At 57.9% G+C, this 18,412-nt stretch carries 23 protein-coding genes and 1 pseudogene; 10 read left to right on the top strand and 14 right to left on the bottom strand.

Translation table 11 applies throughout. The annotated features are described in order from the left end of the window. The 5 genes from flgD to AC1UK9_RS20840 form a co-directional block, all read right to left on the bottom strand. A complete protein-coding gene (gene flgD / locus AC1UK9_RS20820; RefSeq protein ID WP_482578401.1) occupies nucleotides 1-729 on the bottom strand; it encodes a flagellar hook assembly protein FlgD in 729 nt (242 codons plus the stop codon). A gap of 15 nt (nucleotides 730-744) precedes the next feature. Continuing rightward, nucleotides 745-1,188 carry a flagellar basal body rod protein FlgC gene (gene flgC, locus AC1UK9_RS20825; protein WP_003227217.1) on the bottom strand — a complete coding sequence of 148 codons (444 nt, stop codon included), beginning with the start codon at nucleotides 1,186-1,188 and terminating at the stop codon, nucleotides 745-747. A 3-nt stretch (nucleotides 1,189-1,191) separates the two neighbouring features. Next, complete coding sequence (gene flgB, locus AC1UK9_RS20830) at nucleotides 1,192-1,599, bottom strand: flagellar basal body rod protein FlgB (RefSeq protein WP_025112931.1); 408 nt, start codon at nucleotides 1,597-1,599, stop codon at nucleotides 1,192-1,194. A gap of 374 nt (nucleotides 1,600-1,973) precedes the next feature. Beyond that, nucleotides 1,974-2,801, bottom strand: coding sequence for a protein-glutamate O-methyltransferase CheR (gene cheR / locus AC1UK9_RS20835; RefSeq protein ID WP_025112930.1), 828 nt, complete (start codon nucleotides 2,799-2,801; stop codon nucleotides 1,974-1,976). Nucleotides 2,802-2,847: 46 nt separating this feature from the next. Continuing rightward, nucleotides 2,848-3,780, bottom strand: a complete 933-nt coding sequence (locus tag AC1UK9_RS20840) for a chemotaxis protein CheV (protein ID WP_025112929.1) — start codon at nucleotides 3,778-3,780, stop codon at nucleotides 2,848-2,850. 82 nt (nucleotides 3,781-3,862) lie between these two features. Here AC1UK9_RS20840 and flgA point away from each other — a divergent pair, with 82 nt between their 5' ends. The 4 genes from flgA to AC1UK9_RS20860 all read left to right on the top strand — a co-directional run bounded on the left by flgA (nucleotide 3,863) and on the right by AC1UK9_RS20860 (nucleotide 6,465). Further along, nucleotides 3,863-4,624, top strand: a complete 762-nt coding sequence (gene flgA / locus AC1UK9_RS20845; RefSeq protein ID WP_025112928.1) for a flagellar basal body P-ring formation chaperone FlgA — start codon at nucleotides 3,863-3,865, stop codon at nucleotides 4,622-4,624. 159 nt (nucleotides 4,625-4,783) lie between these two features. Next, complete coding sequence (flgM, locus tag AC1UK9_RS20850) at nucleotides 4,784-5,110, top strand: flagellar biosynthesis anti-sigma factor FlgM (protein WP_473013287.1); 327 nt, start codon at nucleotides 4,784-4,786, stop codon at nucleotides 5,108-5,110. A 48-nt stretch (nucleotides 5,111-5,158) separates the two neighbouring features. Continuing rightward, nucleotides 5,159-5,626: a flagella synthesis protein FlgN gene (locus tag AC1UK9_RS20855; protein ID WP_025112926.1), complete on the top strand. Its 468-nt coding sequence runs from the start codon at nucleotides 5,159-5,161 to the stop codon at nucleotides 5,624-5,626. Nucleotides 5,627-5,718: 92 nt separating this feature from the next. After that, complete coding sequence (locus tag AC1UK9_RS20860) at nucleotides 5,719-6,465, top strand: flagellar brake protein (protein WP_025112925.1); 747 nt, start codon at nucleotides 5,719-5,721, stop codon at nucleotides 6,463-6,465. A 115-nt stretch (nucleotides 6,466-6,580) separates the two neighbouring features. On the opposite strand, the gene AC1UK9_RS20865 is transcribed toward AC1UK9_RS20860, so the two are convergent. The 4 genes and pseudogenes from AC1UK9_RS20865 to AC1UK9_RS20880 all read right to left on the bottom strand — a co-directional run bounded on the left by AC1UK9_RS20865 (nucleotide 6,581) and on the right by AC1UK9_RS20880 (nucleotide 11,774). After that, the gene (locus AC1UK9_RS20865; RefSeq protein WP_482578402.1) at nucleotides 6,581-7,969 is read right to left on the bottom strand and encodes an MFS transporter; all 1,389 of its coding nucleotides are present in this window, start codon (nucleotides 7,967-7,969) and stop codon (nucleotides 6,581-6,583) included. A gap of 69 nt (nucleotides 7,970-8,038) precedes the next feature. After that, nucleotides 8,039-9,280: pseudogene (locus AC1UK9_RS20870) on the bottom strand (glutamine synthetase family protein). 200 nt (nucleotides 9,281-9,480) lie between these two features. Next, entirely contained in the window at nucleotides 9,481-10,173 is a 693-nt protein-coding gene (locus tag AC1UK9_RS20875) for a sensor histidine kinase (RefSeq protein ID WP_482578403.1), read from the bottom strand. Beyond that, nucleotides 10,170-11,774, bottom strand: coding sequence for a response regulator (locus AC1UK9_RS20880; protein ID WP_473013289.1), 1,605 nt, complete (start codon nucleotides 11,772-11,774; stop codon nucleotides 10,170-10,172). Before AC1UK9_RS20880 ends, AC1UK9_RS20875 begins: the two co-directional genes overlap by 4 nt. 282 nt (nucleotides 11,775-12,056) lie before the next feature. Here AC1UK9_RS20880 and AC1UK9_RS20885 point away from each other — a divergent pair, with 282 nt between their 5' ends. Further along, the gene (locus tag AC1UK9_RS20885; protein WP_482578404.1) at nucleotides 12,057-13,352 is read left to right on the top strand and encodes a lysozyme inhibitor LprI family protein; all 1,296 of its coding nucleotides are present in this window, start codon (nucleotides 12,057-12,059) and stop codon (nucleotides 13,350-13,352) included. A gap of 253 nt (nucleotides 13,353-13,605) precedes the next feature. Then, complete coding sequence (locus tag AC1UK9_RS20890) at nucleotides 13,606-14,817, top strand: phage integrase (RefSeq protein ID WP_482578405.1); 1,212 nt, start codon at nucleotides 13,606-13,608, stop codon at nucleotides 14,815-14,817. A 5-nt stretch (nucleotides 14,818-14,822) separates the two neighbouring features. Here AC1UK9_RS20890 and AC1UK9_RS20895 read toward each other — a convergent pair whose 3' ends face one another. Next, nucleotides 14,823-15,341 carry a hypothetical protein gene (locus AC1UK9_RS20895; RefSeq protein WP_482578406.1) on the bottom strand — a complete coding sequence of 173 codons (519 nt, stop codon included), beginning with the start codon at nucleotides 15,339-15,341 and terminating at the stop codon, nucleotides 14,823-14,825. Between the two features lie 116 nt (nucleotides 15,342-15,457). On the opposite strand from AC1UK9_RS20895, the gene AC1UK9_RS20900 reads away from it, so the two are divergent. The 4 genes from AC1UK9_RS20900 (at nucleotide 15,458) to AC1UK9_RS20915 (ending at nucleotide 16,648) form a co-directional block, all read left to right on the top strand. Then, the gene (locus tag AC1UK9_RS20900; RefSeq protein WP_235759778.1) at nucleotides 15,458-15,658 is read left to right on the top strand and encodes a helix-turn-helix domain-containing protein; all 201 of its coding nucleotides are present in this window, start codon (nucleotides 15,458-15,460) and stop codon (nucleotides 15,656-15,658) included. Beyond that, nucleotides 15,655-15,843 (top strand): hypothetical protein, encoded by a 189-nt coding sequence (locus tag AC1UK9_RS20905; RefSeq protein ID WP_482578407.1) that lies wholly within the window; start codon nucleotides 15,655-15,657, stop codon nucleotides 15,841-15,843. Before AC1UK9_RS20900 ends, AC1UK9_RS20905 begins: the two co-directional genes overlap by 4 nt. A gap of 103 nt (nucleotides 15,844-15,946) precedes the next feature. Further along, on the top strand, nucleotides 15,947-16,183 hold the full coding sequence (locus AC1UK9_RS20910; protein ID WP_482578408.1) for a helix-turn-helix domain-containing protein: 237 nt from the start codon (nucleotides 15,947-15,949) through the stop codon (nucleotides 16,181-16,183). Nucleotides 16,184-16,246: 63 nt separating this feature from the next. Continuing rightward, a complete protein-coding gene (locus tag AC1UK9_RS20915; RefSeq protein WP_482578409.1) occupies nucleotides 16,247-16,648 on the top strand; it encodes a hypothetical protein in 402 nt (133 codons plus the stop codon). 499 nt (nucleotides 16,649-17,147) lie between these two features. Here AC1UK9_RS20915 and AC1UK9_RS20920 read toward each other — a convergent pair whose 3' ends face one another. From AC1UK9_RS20920 to AC1UK9_RS20935, 4 genes are all read right to left on the bottom strand, one after another. After that, nucleotides 17,148-17,399, bottom strand: a complete 252-nt coding sequence (locus AC1UK9_RS20920; protein ID WP_482578410.1) for a hypothetical protein — start codon at nucleotides 17,397-17,399, stop codon at nucleotides 17,148-17,150. Next, nucleotides 17,396-17,581, bottom strand: a complete 186-nt coding sequence (locus AC1UK9_RS20925) for a hypothetical protein (RefSeq protein ID WP_482578411.1) — start codon at nucleotides 17,579-17,581, stop codon at nucleotides 17,396-17,398. Before AC1UK9_RS20925 ends, AC1UK9_RS20920 begins: the two co-directional genes overlap by 4 nt. 118 nt (nucleotides 17,582-17,699) lie before the next feature. Further along, nucleotides 17,700-17,921: a hypothetical protein gene (locus AC1UK9_RS20930; protein ID WP_085730379.1), complete on the bottom strand. Its 222-nt coding sequence runs from the start codon at nucleotides 17,919-17,921 to the stop codon at nucleotides 17,700-17,702. A 237-nt stretch (nucleotides 17,922-18,158) separates the two neighbouring features. Beyond that, nucleotides 18,159-18,362: a hypothetical protein gene (locus AC1UK9_RS20935; protein ID WP_482578412.1), complete on the bottom strand. Its 204-nt coding sequence runs from the start codon at nucleotides 18,360-18,362 to the stop codon at nucleotides 18,159-18,161. Nucleotides 18,363-18,412 lie beyond the last annotated feature (50 nt).

Raw genomic sequence — 18,412 nt, forward strand, 5'->3', positions numbered from 1 at the left:
CTATATACCAATGGTTTGTACTTTGGACAGGGCGACGGAGCCCTTGCCGGACAGGTTGAGCATCAGCTCGCCACCGGTCTGGCTGATGGTCACGCTGTTGACGGTGGCCGGCAGATAGGTGGCCAGATCCGTCGCGGTGCCGTTGATCGGCGCGTTGGCCTTGAAGGTGTAAGTACCCACGGGCACCAGATTGCCGGACGAGTCCTTGCCGTCCCAAGTGAAGCTGGCGCTGCCGGCTGCGCGGCTGCCCAGATCAATGGTGCGCACAGTTGCGCCGGTGCTGTCGGTGATCGTCACGGTGCCGCCGGCAATCGACGAAGGCACGGTCGCCGAACCGGTCAGGCCTTTGCTCGGGTCGTCGAGCTGCGCGGTATTGGTCTGCACGATCACGTTGCGACCCACCAGCGACGACGCCTGCAACGCCTGCGACGAGTTGTAGTTGCCGGCCAGCGAGCTGACCGTGCTGTTGAGGGTGGTAATGCCCTCAAGGCTGCTGAACTGCGCCAACTGCGCAACGAATGCGCTGTTGTCCTGCGGATCGAGCGGGTTCTGGTTTTTCAGCTGGGTCACCAGCAATTGCAAGAACGCATCCTTGCCCAGAGCCTGGCCGCCGGTGGAACTGTTAGTCGCTGAAGTAATGCCATCCACTGTTGATCCACTGGTCTTTTTCGACGAGTTGGACAGCAGATCCTTCATGCTTATGGTGTTGCTGGTATCGGAAACACTCATCGCAGTCGTCCCTTATTACTGACCGAGGGTCAGTACCTTCTGCATCATGGTCTTGGCGGTGTTCATCATTTCGGCGTTGGTCTGGAACGACCGGCTCGCGGAAATCATGTCAGCCATTTCTTCCACCACGTTGACGTTCGGGTAGTAGACGTAGCCTTTGGCGTCAGCGGCCGGATGGTTCGGCTCGTAGCGCGCTTCAAGGTTGCTCTGGTCTTCGACCACGCCGAGCACCTGTACGCCCTGGCCCGCGGCGTCCTGGCTCTGGAACAGCGAGTTGCTGCCGCTGTTCTGACCGCCCTGGAACATGGTGGCGAACACCGGGTGACGGGCGCGATAGGTCTGGTCGATGCTCGAGGAGACGGTTTCGGCGTTGGCGATGTTCGAAGCCACGGTGTTCAGACGCGTGGTTTGTGCGCTCATGCCGCTGCCGGCAATGTTGAAAACGCTGGACAGGGACATGGATTACTCTCCGCGCAGGGCTGACACCAGCCCTTTGAATTTGCTGTTGAGCAGGGTGAAGCTGGCCTGGAAGCCGACGGCGTTTTCCGCGTAGTTGGACTGTTCCAGCTGAGCGTCCACGGTGTTCTGGTCGATCGAAGGCTGCATCGGCGTGCGATACATCAGCGACTCGTCGCCATTGCCCAGGCCTTCAGCTTCGATGTGACGGCTGTTGGTCATGTTCAGGGCGATGGTGCCGTTGGCGTTCTTCTGGCTCTGTGCTTCGAGCACTTTGGAGAAGTCCAGATCCCGAGCCTTGTAGTTCGGGGTATCGGCGTTGGCGATGTTGTTGGCCAGGACTTCAGCACGCTGGGCGCGGAAGCCCAGTGCTTTTTCGTGAATGCCGAGCGCTTTATCGAAGCTGATGCTCATGTCGGGAACCTTCGGGTGACCGGTTTTTCGTATCTGAGCTTTAGCAAGCGCCGTGCCAAACAGAAAAACCCCCATAAACCGGGGCTTTGCGAGCAATCGGCAACGCGGCAATGCCAGAAAAGCGGCAACCGGTTTCCGCTGGCTGCCGCTTTTCTGCCGCTTGCCCTCCCCTCTCACCCACACCACAGACCCACTGTGGGAGCGGGCTTGCTCGCGAAAGCGTCGAGTCAGTCGATATCTGTTTTTCTGACACACCGCATTCGCGAGCAGGCTCGCTCCCACAGGGGCTTGTGGTGATTGGGGATTAAACGCCGGGCACAAAAAAACGGGAGGCCTTTGAGGGCCTCCCGTTTTTTTTGTATTGCCGCCGCCAATCACTTGGCCTGGTAAATGATCCCCGGGCTGCACTGGACCATCTGGTAATGATCCGGCAAACCGTTCAGCGCTTCGGAGGCGCCAAGGAACAGATACCCGCCAGGCTTGAGCGTGCCGTGAATGCGCAACAGGATGTCTTTCTTCACCTCGGCGGAGAAGTAGATCAGCACGTTGCGGCAGAACACGATGTCGAACTTGCCCAGCGCTGCATAGCTGTCGAGCAGGTTGAACGAACGGAATTCCACCCGGTTCTTGATCGGCGCCTTGATCACCCAGCGCCCCGGCCCTTTCGGGTCGAAGTAACGCTGCAGTCGATCGGCGGACAAACCGCGACCGATTGCCAGGCTGTCGTACTCGCCGGTCTTGCAGTTGGTCAGCATGCTGCCGGACAAGTCCGTGGCAACGATCTGCACGCCCATCTTCAACTGGCCGAGGTTGCTCCGCTCGAACTCATCGATCGACATCGACAGCGAATACGGTTCCTGCCCCGACGAGCATGCCGCCGACCAGATCCGCAGACGCTGGTTGGGACTGGCCTTGATCGCTTCAGGCAGCACCTTGTTCTTCAAGACTTCAAACGGATAGGTGTCACGAAACCACAGGGTTTCGTTGGTCGTCATGGCATCGACCACCTGCTCGCGCAAACCGCTGCGCGGCTGGGTCTGGATGCGCTGTACCAGCTCACCCAGGGACTTGATGCCTTGCTGCTCCATCAGTTTGTTGAGACGGCTCGAGACCAGGTACTGCTTGTTTTCACCGAGCAAAATGCCACAGGCTTTTTCCAGGAAGACCCGGAACTGTTCGAAATCCAAATTACCCGTAGACAATGATGCCGCCTCTTAAATCGTGTTGACCGCCAGGGGCAGAAGGCCCCTAGCTGATATCTGCTGCTTTGATCCGGTCGACTACCCGGGATGCCAGGTCATCAGGACGGAATTTGGCCAGGAAGTCATCGGCACCGACTTTCTTGACCATCGCCTGATTGAATACCCCCGACAACGAAGTATGCAGGATGATATGAAGCTTTTGCATGCGCGGGTCGTTGCGGATTTCCGCCGTCAGGGTGTACCCGTCCATCTCCGGCATCTCGATGTCGGAAATCATCATCAGGAACTCGTCTTCCGGTTTCTTGCCCTCATCGACCAGCTTGCGCAGGTAATCCAGCGCCTGCTTGCCGTCGTTCAGCGCCACCACTTCGACACCGACCGTCTGCAGGCAACGCGTGACCTGCTTGCGTGCCACCGACGAGTCATCGACCGTCAGCACCCGCAGCGACAGCGCCTTGCTCTGGGTCTCGACATCGACCACGCCGACCGAAATCGCTTCCGGCGTCGGCGCAACTTCCGCCAGCACCTTCTCGACGTCGATGATTTCGACTAACTGATTGTCGACCCGAGTCACAGCCGTCAGGTAGTGATCGCGACCCGTGCCCTTGGGCGGCGGATGGATCTCCTCCCAGTTCATGTTGACGATGCGTTCCACCGAGCGGACCAGGAAACCCTGGGTCTTGGTGTTGTACTCCGTGATGATCACGAACGGGTTGTTCTTGTCTTTCAACGCACCCGAGCCGGTCGCCATTGCCAGATCAAGGATCGGAATGGTCGCCCCCCGGATATTCGCCACCCCGCACACGACAGGACTGGACTTGGGCATCAACGTCAGCGACGGGCATTGCAGCACTTCCCGCACCTTGAACACGTTGATTCCGTAGAGCTGCTGACCGTCGAGACGGAACAACAACAGCTCCAGGCGATTCTGCCCCACCAGTTGCGTGCGCTGGTTCACCGAATCCATTACACCAGCCATGCCCAGACTCCTACACCAACGCCAAGTGTTGTTGCGACGCACATTCATTGCTAAACGGCACGGCGCTTGCTTTTTAACTCGTATGAACGCTCAAACGACATTTTTCCGACGCCTGACCTCCCGCACCCGCAAAGCGCTGTGCGCGGTGTCCGCCGTCTGCTTCTTTTTCGCTGGCAGCCCTGCCGGTGCTGATACGGTTACCTTGCCTGACATGCTTATCGGCGTCACTCAGGGCTTTCTTGAGTTCACCGTAGAAGACTATCTGGCCACCAGTCAAACGGAAGGCCGCTACGAAATCGAGGTCAACCAGCTCGACCCGCGTATGCGCATGCCTATGTGCGACAAGGAATTGACAGCGTCGCTGGAGAGTCCGGCACGTCCGCTGGGCCGGGTAACGGTCAAGGTTCGCTGCGAGGGAAGCTCGCCGTGGACGGTGTTCGTGCCCGCTCAAGTCCGCCTGTTTCGCGAGATTGTCACCACTACCCGACCCCTCAAACGTGCCGGGATTATCGAACCGCAGGACGTGACCTTGCGTGAACGCGACGTCAGTCAGATCAATCAAGGTTTTTTGACGTCGGTGGATGAAGCCATCGGACAGAAATTGACCCGACCAACGGTAGCCGATCAGGTCATTACGCTGGTGCACCTGGAACAGGCAGAAGTGGTGCGCAAGGGTGATCAAGTGGTCATCATCGCCCGCAGCGGTACGCTCGCCGTGCGCATGCCCGGCGAGGCCCTGGCCAATGGCGGCCTGAAAGAACAGATTCGAGTGAAAAACCTCAACTCCAACCGAGTGATCAAGGCGCAAGTCATCGCGCCGGGCCAGGTGGAAGTGGCCATGTAAAACGCTCACGCAGAAAACTGGCGCCAGCCCCGTTGCTTCCCTAAACTGTGCCGCAGCAGGGCACGCTTCGGCGCAGACAGCTCATTGCAAATGAGCCTAAAGTTTTCCAGGGAATGGCCGAAAACATGGCAAGCGTCCAAATTCCCAGAGGTTTTTAACATGGTCATCGATTTCAGCCGTTTGAACAGCTCCTCGTCACTTACAGGCAGTACGCGTACCAGCGCGCCAAAGGAAAACGCCGAAACCGGCACCTCTGCACCGCTGAATACCCAGGCCGAAACGGCCAGTACCGCAAAAAGCGGGGAATCGGTACACCTCAGCAATGAGGCTCAACAGTTGCAGAAGGTCACTGACAAGCTGCGTGATCAGCCTGCCGTCGACAAAGCCCGTGTGGCCGAGTTGAAAGCAGCGATTGCCGATGGCAGCTACAAAGTCGACAGCAACCGTGTAGCCAGCAAACTGCTCAACTTCGAAGCCCAGCGCTAGGCTTTTGCCGGCGCCAGGCTTTTGGACGCTTAGAACCCAAGGCCAGCCATGCACGACACTAATTTATTGCAACTGATCACCGACGACTTTGCTCCAGCTCAACAATTGCTGGAGTTACTGCAAACCGAGTCCCTCGCCTTGCACGGTCGCGACATGCCCTTGCTCGAAGATATTCTGGCGCGCAAACAGGCATTGATCATTCTGCTTGAACAGCATGGCCGCAAGCGCAGTGAAATCCTTGCCAGCCTCAACCTGCCGCTCGACCGCCAGGGTCTGGAGCAACTGGCCAGCCAATCGAGCATTGGCGATCAGTTGCTGTCCCAGAGCGATGTACTGACCGACCTGATTGCCCAGTGCCAGGCCGCCAACGTCAAGAACGGCCAGTCGATCCAGATTCAGCAGGCCACCACGGCCAATCAGCTGAAAATCCTCACCGGGGGCGAGCCACCGGCGCTGTATGACGCCACTGGCACTTTCGCCAAACCCACCAAGCCGCGTACGCTCAGCCAGGCGTGAGCCATTCGATGTGCCTGCACTATCAACCCGCGAAACATGCTGGCAAAATGCTGGCTAGTCGTAGTCAAATTTTGTCTGGAGATTGAGAAAACGTGCCAAACGCCCTAAGCGCGGATGATACTCCGCAGCCACCAAAGGTGCTGACCACGCCCCTGGAAATCTCCAGCAACCTGCGCCAGCTGCAAGAAAGCCACGACCCGCTGATCATCACCTTCCATGAGCGCAGTCAGCGTTTCCAGAGCTACCTGATCAAGGTCGACCGCGAAACCGCAACCATCGCCCTGGACGAAATGATCCCGCGCGATGGCGAGCGCTTTCTGCTGGCGGGTGAACCCTTCAGGGTCGAAGGCTTCCACGAAGGCGTGCGCATTGCCTGGGAATGCACCGGCACGTTGAACATCGAAGAATCCGAAGGTGATCGCTTCTACACCGGCGAGTTGCCGACCGAAGTGGTTTACCACCAGCGCCGCAACGCCTTTCGTGCAGCGCTGAAGCTGACCGATCTGGTCAGCGTCGAACTCGGCGGCGAAAAACTCAAGGCGCCGATCAACGGCAAACTGCTGGATATTTCCGCCACCGGTTGCAAGCTGCGCTTTGAAGGCGACATCACCGACCGCCTGCAACTGGGCCAGGTCTATGACCGCCTGATCGCCGCCCCGTTGTTCGGCAATCAGCCGACCTCGGTCGAACTGCGTTATCTGCACTTCGAAGAAAAGCTCAACATTACCTTCGCCGGTCTGCGCTTCCACAACATCAGTGGACAGGCAGCGCGCAACGTCGAGCGTTTTGTCTATCAGTTGCAGCGTGAAGCACGCCGATTCGATAAAGACGATCTCTGATTCGAACGCAAAAAAGAAAGGGCAGTCCTTGGCGGGACTGCCCTTTTTTATTTCCAACCCGAATAGCAGCTTCTGTCATGGACACCTGTGGCGAGTGGAACGCCATCGGCGCCCGTTAAGGTCTGGCGCCACTGATATCCGGCGTGGGTCTGTCACCCTCATCATCAGGGCTTGTTGCCGGCTCAGACTCAGGTCCTTTCTCAAGCCCGGAATCGGGTTGCGGCTCTGGCTCCGGCGTGACCGTGGTCTGCATCTGCTCCTGCACCACCTGTTCATCCACGCGCGGGTCGAGGGCCGCCACCAGCGGCGAGCTGGACATGCTGTCAGGCATCGCCACGTGATGCAGCGGCGCGTCATCGACCTGATGCAGATTGGTCACCGCTTTCGGGCGGATGCGCCACACCAGCACCAGCGCAAAGAAGCTGAAGAACGCGTAAAGGCTCTGGCTGCCGAACAGCTTCATCAGCACACCCGCCAGCAGCGGCCCGATACTCGCGCCAACCCCGTAGGTCACCAGCAGCATCGCCGTCAGCGACACTCGACGATCGCCTTCGACGTGATCGTTGGAGAACGCCACTGCCAGCGGATACAGACAGAACTGCACCAGTGAGCACATGAACCCGACAACAAACAAAACCTCCAGCGGCACCTGCGGCAAGATTGCCAATGGCAACGCCGCCACCGCCAGGAACCCGGCAAAGCAGCGGATCAGCAGCGCCCGGTCATAACGGTCGGACAACCAGCCCAACGGCCACTGCACCAGCAAGCCTGCAAAAATGCAGCTACCCATGAACAGACCGACCTGCTCGGTCGACAGCCCCTGCTGCGAGGCATACAGCGGCGCCAGACCGTAGAACGAGCCGATGATCAGACCGGCACCCAGCACCGTACTCAACGACTGCGGCACCCGCTTGATGAAAAAACGCGGCTCCATCGGTGCCGGATGCAGCGGCGCCGGGTGAATCCGCCGAGTCAGCGCCACCGGCACCAGACACAGCGCGAAACACAGGGCGACCAGCATCAGCAATTCGAGGCCGAGGCCCGGGTGCATGACCAGTATCAACTGACCGAGCACCAGCCCCAGATACGAAGCGATCATGTAACCACTGAACACCAGACCGCGCTGGTTGGCGTCGGCCTGCTCGTTGAGCCAGCTCTCGATCACCATGTACTGGCACATCATGCCCAGGCCAACGATGGTCCGCAGCACCAGCCATGCCGGCAGCCAGTCAACCAGGCCATGCCCGAGCACCGCCGCCCCGACGATTCCGGCGCAAGCCGAATACGCCCGGATATGTCCGACCCGGGCAATCAATCGGTGACCGATCTTGCCGCCCAGCACCAGGCCGAAATAGTTGGCCGCCATCAGCGCACCGACCCACAGTCCGTCGACATGGTCAGCGGCCAGGCGCAATGCCAGATAAGTAGATAGAAGGCCCGAGCCGATCAACATCATCAGCGAGGCGAAATACAGCGCTCGAAAGGATTTCCAGATTTGGCGCATCGGCGTTCCGAGCGGCTCCTTGCAGTAAGTATCGGGCTATCCAAACGATAGCCCGATGGCGACGGTTCGTCAGGCCTGGGCTGCTAGAACACGCCGTTCCCAGGGAGTGATTTCATCAAAGAAGCTGGTCAACTCCATGGTCTTCGAAGCGATGTAGCCTTCGATGAACTCCTGTCCGAACAGTTCCCTGGCCAATTGACTACGTTTCAGACGTTCGAGCGCGGCATGCAAGGTACACGGCAGCGAAAGATTGTCCGGCACTTCGAACTCACCCTGAATCGCCGCAGTCGGTTCCAGCTCATGTTCGATCCCATGCAAGCCGGCGGCCAGGCTCGCGGCAATCGCCAGGTACGGGTTGGCGTCGGCGCCGGGCAAACGGTTTTCCACGCGTCGGGCCACCGGCGAGCTGGCCGGAATTCGCAGCCCTGCCGCACGGTTATCGTGCGACCAGCAGGCATTGTTCGGCGACGCATACGGGTGGCACAGACGCTGATAGGAATTCACGTTCGGCGCAAACAGTGCGGTGAAATCCGCCATGCCCGCCTGCTGCCCACCAATGAAGTGACGGAACATCGCCGTCGGCTGGCCGCTCTCGTCGCTGAACACATTGTTGCCGGTCGCGATCTCGACGATGCTCTGGTGAATGTGCATCGAACTGCCCGGTGTGTGCGCCAGCGGCTTGGCCATGCACACCACGCTCAGGCCGTGCTTTAGCGCGACTTCCTTGAGCAGGTGTTTGAACAGGAAGGTCTGGTCGGCCAGCAACAGCGGATCACCGTGCAGCAGGTTGATCTCGAACTGGCTGACGCCCATTTCATGCATGAAGGTATCGCGCGGCAAGCCGAGGGCTGCCATGCATTTATAGACTTCGCTGAAAAACGGCCGCAGGCCATTGTTGGAACTGACGCTGAACGCCGATTGGCCATCCTCTCGACGCCCATCAAGGCCTACCGGCGGACGGAACGGCTGGGTCGGATCGGTGTTCGGGGCGAAGACAAAGAACTCCAGTTCGGTCGCCACCACCGGCGCCAGGCCACGCGCCGCGTAACGGGCAATGACCTTCTTGAGCTAACCACGGGTCGACAGATTGGAGCTTTCACCGGTGAGTTCATCGGCATCACAAATCGCCAGGGCGCGTGGCTCATCGCTCCATGGCAGTGGATGGATCATCGAGGGCTCGGCGACCAGCGCCAGATCGCCGTCATCGCTGCCGTAAAAGCGCGCCGCCGGATACCCCCCCATGATGCATTGCAGCAGCACACCCCGCGCCATCTGCAGACGCCGCCCTTCGAGGAAACCCTCGGCGGTCATCACCTTGCCTCGCGGTACGCCATTCAAATCCGGCGTGACACATTCAATCTCATCAATGCCGGTCAGTCGCTGCGCGAGTGAACGCTGGCCATCGGTTGTCATGACGCAATCCTTGTTATTGTGCGAGCCGCGAACGGCGACCCGTACAAAATAGGCTCCGGCTGTTCGGAATATCAAGCAGCGTCAAACAAAAACCCGGGTCACGGCAGATAAAGGCTGAACACCCCGCCGCCCAATGGCCCGCCGTTGCTAATTTCAGTGTGCCCGACCACGCCATTGCGCTGATGCAACGCGGCAATCCGGCTGGCGAAATACAGGCCCAAGCCGGTGCTGCCACTGCTGTGATTGATGCCCTGCACGTAGTCGGCCTGACGCTCGAGCATCTCGGCCGGGTAACCGTCACCGTCATCGTTGATGCTCAACACCAACTGCCCGGCCTCGTCACTGACCGTGATCAGCAGCGACTCGCGGGCATAACGAATCGCATTGTTGATGCAGTTGCCCAGCACCGACGCTATCAACTCGCGATCAAAGAAACCCAGCGGGCTCAGCGGATCGACCTCATAGGTGGCGATGATCCCGCGACTGGCGAACACCTCCTGATGCGCCGCCAATTGCGCCTCGATGAAATCATCGAGCTCGTGATACGCCGGTTGCAGCGGCATCTGGTTGACGCCGAGTTTGTACAGCCCGAGCAACTGCACCAGCATGCCGTTGAGGTGGGCGAACTCGAAGTCGATCACACCCTGCTCCGCCCCGCCGCACTGCTCTTGAGGCAAACGCGCCAGCCACTGGCTGTGAGCCTGCATCAGCATCGCCAATGAGTTCTTCATGTCGTGAACGGTGGAGGCAATCACCGTGGAGAAGTCCAGAGCCGGATCAAAGTGGTTCATTCGCCAAACGCCTTGCTTTTCAGCTTCTGATAACGCGCAAAACGCGCGTCGGTGTCGGGCATCAGGCCAACCAGTTTCAGGCAGGCCCGACATTCTTCCAGCTCCGCCGACGGCACGTTGGTGTCGGTGCCGTGCAGCAGTGACTGGGCCATGTTCAGCGCAATACTGATGTTCTTCGGTTGCATCTTCAGCGCCTTGCGGAATACCTCACGGGCCTCCACCAGGTTGCCGGTCTTGTACACGCGCACGCCTTGGCGATTGAGGTCGGCAGCGGCGTTGCTCGAACTGAGGATAGTCGGGTCGTCGGTAAGCTTGGCGATGTCTTTCATCACCGCCGGGTCATCACCGTAGATCTCCGCGCAGCTCTTGAGCATCGAGGTGCCCGCCTCGGCCTGACCGAGCATCTGCAATTGCTTGGCGACCAGCAACGCCGCCTCAGGACTCATGAACTGCTCCATGCCGTCGAGGCGCAGCAGCGCTTGCTCGGTGAGCTTGTCGGCGGTTTCGGCATCGTTGAGCAACAGACTGGTGGCCTTCATCAGGCGCGCGCGAATCTGCAGGCCGGGGTCGCTCGGGTTCTCTTTCGCCACAGCGCTGAGGGTGGTGTTGATCTCCAGCCGCGTGCGGGTGTCGAGACCGCGCTCACTGCCCTTGCTGATCAAGGCATGGGCCAGACCGAGGTTGCTTTCCGGGTCCTTGAAGCGCGACTGCGCGCCCTGCGCCACCGCCTGACGATAGGCCCGGGACGCGGTGTCGAAGTCCTCGTTGGCCATCGCCAGTTTGCCGAGCAACGCTTGCCGGCGCACCGCCAGCGGCGACAAGCGAATCGCCTCCTCGAGCACCCGCTGCGCACCTTTGGTATCGCCTTCGGCGACCAGCACATCGGCCATGCCGTCGTACAACGCCGGCATCATCGGGAACACCTTCAGGGCTTTTTCGTAGACACCCTTGGCCTGCGCCACTTGCCCACGCTTGAACAGCAACTTGCCCAGCCCGGCAAACGCCCACGGCAACGGCCGGTCAGCAATGATGCTGTCGTAAAGACGTTCGAGCGCCTCGTTCTGGTTCATGTCGCGCAGCGCATCGGCACGATAGCGCAGGCACAACGGCGAATAGCGGATGTCCTGCTTGCACAGCGCAATACAGGCATTGAGCACCTCGACCGGTTTGCCCCGATCAAGGGCTTGCAGAATCGGTTTGAGCAACGTCTTGCGCTGCTCCAGACGCTCCAGGCGCTGCGCCAGGCCGGAGCGGTTGAACGGCTTGGTCAGGTACGCATCCGGCTCGTGCTCCAGGGCACTGAGCACCATCGCCTGACTGGTCTCGGCCGTCACCATGACAAACACCGCTTCATGGCTGATGAGCTTTTCCGACATCAGGTCTTCAAGCACCTGCTGGCCGTTCTTCTTGCCGTCGCCGAGGTGGAAATCCTGCAGGATGAAATCGTAGGACTTCTGCGCACACATCTTCAGCGCCTGCTCGCCGGTGTCGGCGGTGTCCACATCCTTGACCCCGAGCTCGCGCAGCATCGAACGCACGGAACTGCGGAAATCCGAGAAATCATCGACGATCAGAAAACTCTTTTGGTGATACGACAGCATCGAGGATTTCCAGGCAATTGAAGTGAGGGCAATTTCAGGCGCGCAGATGATAGCTGCCGGCCAAATGCTATCAAGCGATTTCGCGCGACTTTTAAGTCACCGAGTGGGTTATCGGCCACAAGTGACGTTCCCTGAAGCGAGCACTTCAAGATTCCTTGCGCAGCAATTACCCTGCGCGACTTCCTACCTTTCCACTACAAGGTTTATCTCGTGTACATCAAAGGACGTTGCATCGTGTCCGCCTGTGCGCTGCTGTTTTTTCAGCAGGCAATGGCGGGAGGAATGGATTGTGCGAAAGCGGCGAGTGCGGTGGAGAACGCTGTTTGTGCCAGTAAGAGCGTGTATGAACTGGATGCGCAGATGAGCGCGGTTTATCGGGAACTGATGAAGATCACCGGTGAAAGGCAACCTGAACTCAAACGCACACAACGGTTGTGGCTCAAGACACGTAATCAGTGCGAAGCGGACGTTGCTTGCCTTGAGCAAAGTTATCGCGACCGACTGAAGTTATTACAGGCGCAACAGATGGATGCCGTGGCGCACAGACCTACCGGCATCGACAAACAGGTACTGGAAGATCTGCAACGCAGCATTCAGGCAGCCAGCGAGGGCGGCAATCGAGAGGTGGCGGTTGAACGAGTGCTGGCTTCACTGGTGATCAATTCTGGAGAGACATCGTTTTCAGGCGACTCTGACAAAGACAACCCCAGCGAGCAAACGCACTTTCCATCGACGATCCCCAAAGACGTTACACCGGATGAATGGAAGGCATTGACCGCCAGCGACATCGACGCGGCAGCAGAAACCGGGCAAACCTCCTACTCGTTGCTGGACATGGACGGCGACGGGCAGCGAGACCTGATCGTCCAGACCTACGCTGGTGGCACCGGCATGTTTACCTACGTGGAAACCTGGCGCCGAGACGGTGACCGGTTTATCAAAAGGTCCTCCGAGCCTGAAAGCGCGCTGTTCTACACCAATGATCGTGGTGCCAACCAATCGGCGTACTGGATCAAGGCTCGCGGCAATATCTACGTCGCCTACCGCAACGGTGCCTACGGTGCTGATCACATCTACTTGCTCAATCCGCTGAAGATCAATCGTGAAGTACCCACCGTGACGGTGCGATACAGCTACTCCCTGAATGTGCCCACCACTCAACACAAGGATGACGGCACCAGTACCTTCGAATTGGAGCCTGATCTGCGGCTTACGCTCAATCGGGCAATCACCAAAGCGAACGAAGCGCAGACCGGTAGCGTGGACACTCAGCGCACGCCTCTTTGCCCGATTCCTGCAAACGGCGCAGGCGAGAACGATTACTACAGCTACGGCCCGGTGCATTACTCAGTGGAAGACGTTTTCGACCTGCCGGTGATAATCGGTAACGACTGCTACATCGGAAAACTGGTTGACTGGTTTGGCAGCTACGACGAAAAACATGGTTTGTTTGCACAATTGGCACTGCGCAAACCGGACGCTGATGCAGACGGGCGCAGTTACGAGGTCAACGGGCGGCGACATGTGACTGAGGTCAGCACCTCGATTGGCAAGGCTGACGGTGGCGCAGCGAACTGAGCCATTGATACGAGCATGAAAAAGCCCCGGCAGGTCATCCTGCACGGGGCTTTTTTTTGCGAGCTGTTGCAAGGCTCTGAATGATGGTGTCCCAGGGCAGGTTCGAACTGCCAACCTTCCCCTTAGGAGGGGCATCGCAGCTCCCACAACAACTGGCCAAAGCCCGTATTTATTGGGCTGAACGTCTGGTTGTGTCCGTGAAAACGACTCCGTATAGTTCTTTTTGCACCCACCATGCACCCATGGGAACAAATTGAAAGATAAGCTCACCGCCAAACTGCTGGCATCTCTGCAGGTAACCGGTCACGAATACGAAGTCCACGATACCACCGTCGGTGGTCTATTCGTGCGCGTCACTGCCGCAGGCGCCAAGTCCTATGTTGTCTCCTGGGCCAGGGGACGCAAGAAGACACTTGGCCGGGTTGGCATCCTCACCTTGGAGCAAGCTAGGGCAGAAGCTACCCAGTATCTTGCAGAGGCAAGGACGCTGGGCGAACCGTTGGCAGTAACGCAGCGCCGGCGAGGCGCCACCCTGCCCACTTTGCGAGAGTTTATCGACGATACCTACATGCCCTGGTTCAAGGCGCACCACAAAGGGCACGAGAAAACCATACACACGCTCAACCACAACTTCGAAGCAATTATGCCTCAGCGTCTCGATGCGATCGCCGGCCGCGATCTGGACCAGATCCGCACAGAATGGATGCAGGCCGGAAACAAACCGTCGACGGTCAACCGGAAAATGGGTTCTATCAGCGGTGTATTCAGTAGAGCCGTTGAATGGGAGTACATTGAAGCCCACCCGATGGATAGGCTCAAAGCCTTAAAGATCGACTCATTGGGGCTGGTCCGATACTTGGATGCTGAAGAGACCAAACGGCTTCGGGAAGCACTCGACGCACGGCAAGACGAAGCACGGGCAGAGCGTGAGAGTGCAAACAAGTGGAGAACGGATCGCGGTAAGGAGCTAATGCCGAGCTTGCTGCAGGTCCCATTCACTGACCACCTAAAGCCTTTGGTCATGGTATCGCTGAATACAGGCATGAGACGTGGAGAGCTGTTCGATCTGAAATGGTCCGCGGTGAACTTCCAAACGAAGACGATCACCGCCGCCGGCGCCACCACCAAAACCAGCGACACGCGACACATCCCGATGAACAAGGAAACGGTGCGCGTGCTGGAAGACTGGAAAAAGCTGGCCGGCAAATCTCGATACGTGTTCCCGAGTCAGGAAGGCGGCCGTCTGGAGGACGTTAAAAGCGCATGGCTCAAGCTGCTAGAGCGAGCCAATATCGAAGGGTTCCGCTGGCACGATATGCGTCACGATTTCGCGTCGCGTCTAGTGATGGCCGGCGTACCGCTCAACACAGTACGGGAACTGCTGGGGCACGCCGATATAAAGATGACACTGAGGTATGCACACTTGGCACCTGGAACAAAGGCTGCAGCAGTCGAGTTGATATAGCACCCCTAACCTTTGGCCATTCTCAGAAAATCCTCGTAATCAATCTTCATAGGCTTATTCGCCTCAACAAACTTAGCGTAAGCGCAAAGGTCCTCCCACTCCTCCCGGATTTTTTCTATATTCAAAGCGGTAGTTTTGTACACGTCTTTGTAAGTAGCCCGTTTTCGTGGTTCCTCAAAGAGGTCAAAATCTCCCTTGAACCTAGCGGTCGTGGTCTCAGCGCATACCACATAGGTTTCTCGATCGACCAATTGGTCGCTGATGAACCCTAGGCGAAGCGTGTAGACAATCGGGTCATCGTTCCACAACCATTCCACAACACTCAAGACCGACGCCTTGCCTCTGACCCCATTTTTATCTGGAAAGGGAGAATCAATGCTGTTCGTCATAAGCGCGTGCTCAATGAGTTCCTCTATCGTCTCGACAATTTTCATGTTTCGAGCGCGGGCGCATAGCTCAAGCCCACTCTTTAGGTAGGGGGCAATCCTGGTCGACAGAACTACCTTTTTTGAGCGGTTTGCCATTGGGCGACTCCAAAGAGTTTACAAAATTCGTGCTTGCAGATCATGTTACTTACAAATACGATGTTTACGTCCGGACGAGTATCGTACAGTCCGACCCATCGATCAAGGATTAACACATGAGCCAAGCAGAACAGTTCGCACCGCTTTCCGTAAGCGTCGAGGACGCCGCAAGGATCGTCGGCCATTCGCGCTCCGGGATTTACGAACTTATAGCTAGCGGAGATCTGAAGGCCTTCAAACTAGGTCGTCGACGTTTGATTTTGATGACTGAGCTGAAGGCGTGGATCGAACGCGCAGCTAGGGACGGTGCGCGATGATTTTGGAATTTACGGACAAAGAGCACCTGATGCTTGAGTTGGCCTGCGACACATTCCGGGCCATGCAGGGGATGAACACCCTTACCACCGAATACGAACGCTTGAGCAAGCGCTGGGAGGAGGAGAAATCCGCCGTCCTCTGGCTCGTGCTGAGCCGTTTCGTCGATGAGCCTGACGTCAAATGATCAGGAATGAACCGCGCAGAGTTGCGCGAGAAATTACCAAGGCGGTGCGGGAACACCGCCCTGGCGAATACACACTGGAAAGCACCAATATGAAGGGCAAACTATGACACGCCATTCTTCAACCGAGCAAGACCGCAAGATGATTGAGGCGCTGAGAAACGGCCCGATCTCCTCTGTCGAGGCCGCCCAGACACTCGACATCGTTCAACCACCAAGCACCATCCGCCGCCTCAGGAAAAAGGGGCACGAAATCCAGACTTACTGGACACGTCAGTCCACCGAGCCGGGGCGGCCGCCTCACCGAGTGGCTAAATACATTCTCCTGCGCGAAGCGTCGTAATCCTGAGAAGCGGAGGTGTCCCCATCTTTGGGGATATTTCTGCGCCTGCCTGTGAGCGTTTGAATGGCCAGAAAAAAGTCCTACAAGGTCGACTTTGGCGGCGGTCGAGTGCTAGCCCTGCCTTATCGACTTCTGATCAGTGAGGCCTTCGACAACCTATCGCCCAAAGCAGTGGTGGTGCTAATCAAACTGGCCAGGAACTACAACGGCAAAAACAACGGCGACCTCGCCTGCACTGTCGCGATGCTGTCGAGTGGACGGAGCATGGATGACAAAACGCTGAGGTCTGCGCTCGAAGAGCTGATAGCCGCGGGCCTGATCGTGAAAACGAGGGAGCACGGTCCTTTCGCAAAGGATGGGAAACACCAGCCGGCATTGTATGCGATCACCTGGGCCGCGATAGACGATTGCCCCGGCAAAAACCTGGAACTTCTCCCGGGCCCGCCCCGCTTCAAGTTCGTTTGATTTCGAAATTGCCGGTGGGATTTTTTCCGGAAGGTACTGGGAATTTTTCCCAGTGGTTAGGGTGGCAATTGTCCGGTTCTGTCCGGTCAAGAATTCTTGCCGACCAACCACTGGGATTTTTTCCCAGTGCACCCTAGTGAAATCGGGGCCTGCGGCGATTCGGCCAACGGGAAAAAATCCCAGTCTTATATAATTACACCACCATGGGGGTTATTAAATGACCTTGCACACCATCAAACAGACCAGCTGCCAGCACGGTTATGCAGGCAAATGTAAGCGTGTCGGAGGCTTCACTTTTCTGGTTGTCGAGTACCTACCTTGGACACAGATCGGGATGTGCCGACCTTGCGCGGAAGAGGTACGGAAGGATTTGATCTATCAGGTCGAGAAAGGGAAAGGTCGGTAGTTGACGATCTGAACCGGAGTTCGCTCCCACAACAAAAAGGCACCACCCCGTCGCGGGGTAGTGCCTTCGATGCAGCGAAAGTTTAGTAGCTGTTCAGTCGATTCCTTCACGATCTCTGTCCAGCAGCCTCTCGTAATCTTCGATGAAACAGTCAACGACGTTGGCGTGATCCATTGCAACGAATGCACCGAGCGAGGCCAGACGTGCCTGGTTGGAGTGTTGCGGCGCGGAATCCTTGAGAGCGATCATCAGCGCCTCCAGTTGCTGCAGGATCTCCTGGCAGCCCCTCAGTTGCTCGAAAGCGTCAGACGCGACATTGCGCACAGACTTGTCGGCGGCAGTCATCCTGCACCCCCTACGCTCAGCCCGTTGAACACTGGACCGACCGGGAGAACACTCACGCTGATGTCGCCGAGGATCTTCAGCGGTGCCAACTGGGTCAGTTTGATGTTGGCCGGCAGCACCATGGTGGTGATGACTTTGCCGTGCGCGTCCAGAATTTGAATGGTATTCTGCTTAAATTGCATGACGTGTCCCTTGTAAGTTGCGTCGTGTGATCGCCTCCCCGGTGTTAGCGCACCGGGTGGGCACCTTTCTCTAATGGCTCAGATTTGAGCCATCTTCAAATGTGGGGAAATCCCACCGTTACTGCTTACCCTTCTCGCTGATCCATCCTGCTGCCCAGCTCAGAGGGTCTTTCGTGCCTATCGGCTTGAGCGGCTTACCATCCCGGGCTGCCTGCCTGCCTTCTTCCTCTGTCTCCGTGTGAATCCAGAGAGTGGTTTGCTTGAAACCCAGTTCGCGCTGACGCTCCCTGAACTCTCGTTGCCGCTCGGTGCTGCTTTTGATGATCTTCTCGTCTGTCATACCAACCTCGTTTCCCGTAACGTGAAAGAATAATGGCATTGCGTTACGGGAAACGCAACAGGAAGGGTGCAAAATAATTTCACCCCCAGAGATGCACGGACTTTTGCTCACATCTGCCGGGCTTGCCGACACTTTCGCGAGGAGGTCGTAAAAGGGGTGGGGAGGTTTACTCCAATGGTGGAAACCTCGGTGCCCCACCGATAGTGGAACACCTCGACGTCCACCAATGGTGGGAGTTTACAGGCGCATCTGCCTGATCACCTGGCGCGGATCGGCGCCGGCGGCCAGCGCTGAGGCTGCGTCCTTGGTGAGCTGATCCAGTGCCTGCTGCTCGAAGGCGTCGGCAAGCGATGCGGCCTTGCGCACTATGAGCAGGGCCAACTCTGGCGGGAATTTGGTCTTGGACGGGTCGGGCAGGTAATCGCAATCGATGATCGACATAGGGGCTCCTGGAGATATCCTTAAAACTGAGGATATCTCCAAAAGCAGTG

It is taken from the genome of Pseudomonas sp. AK-TSAG1-1, assembly GCF_056821665.1.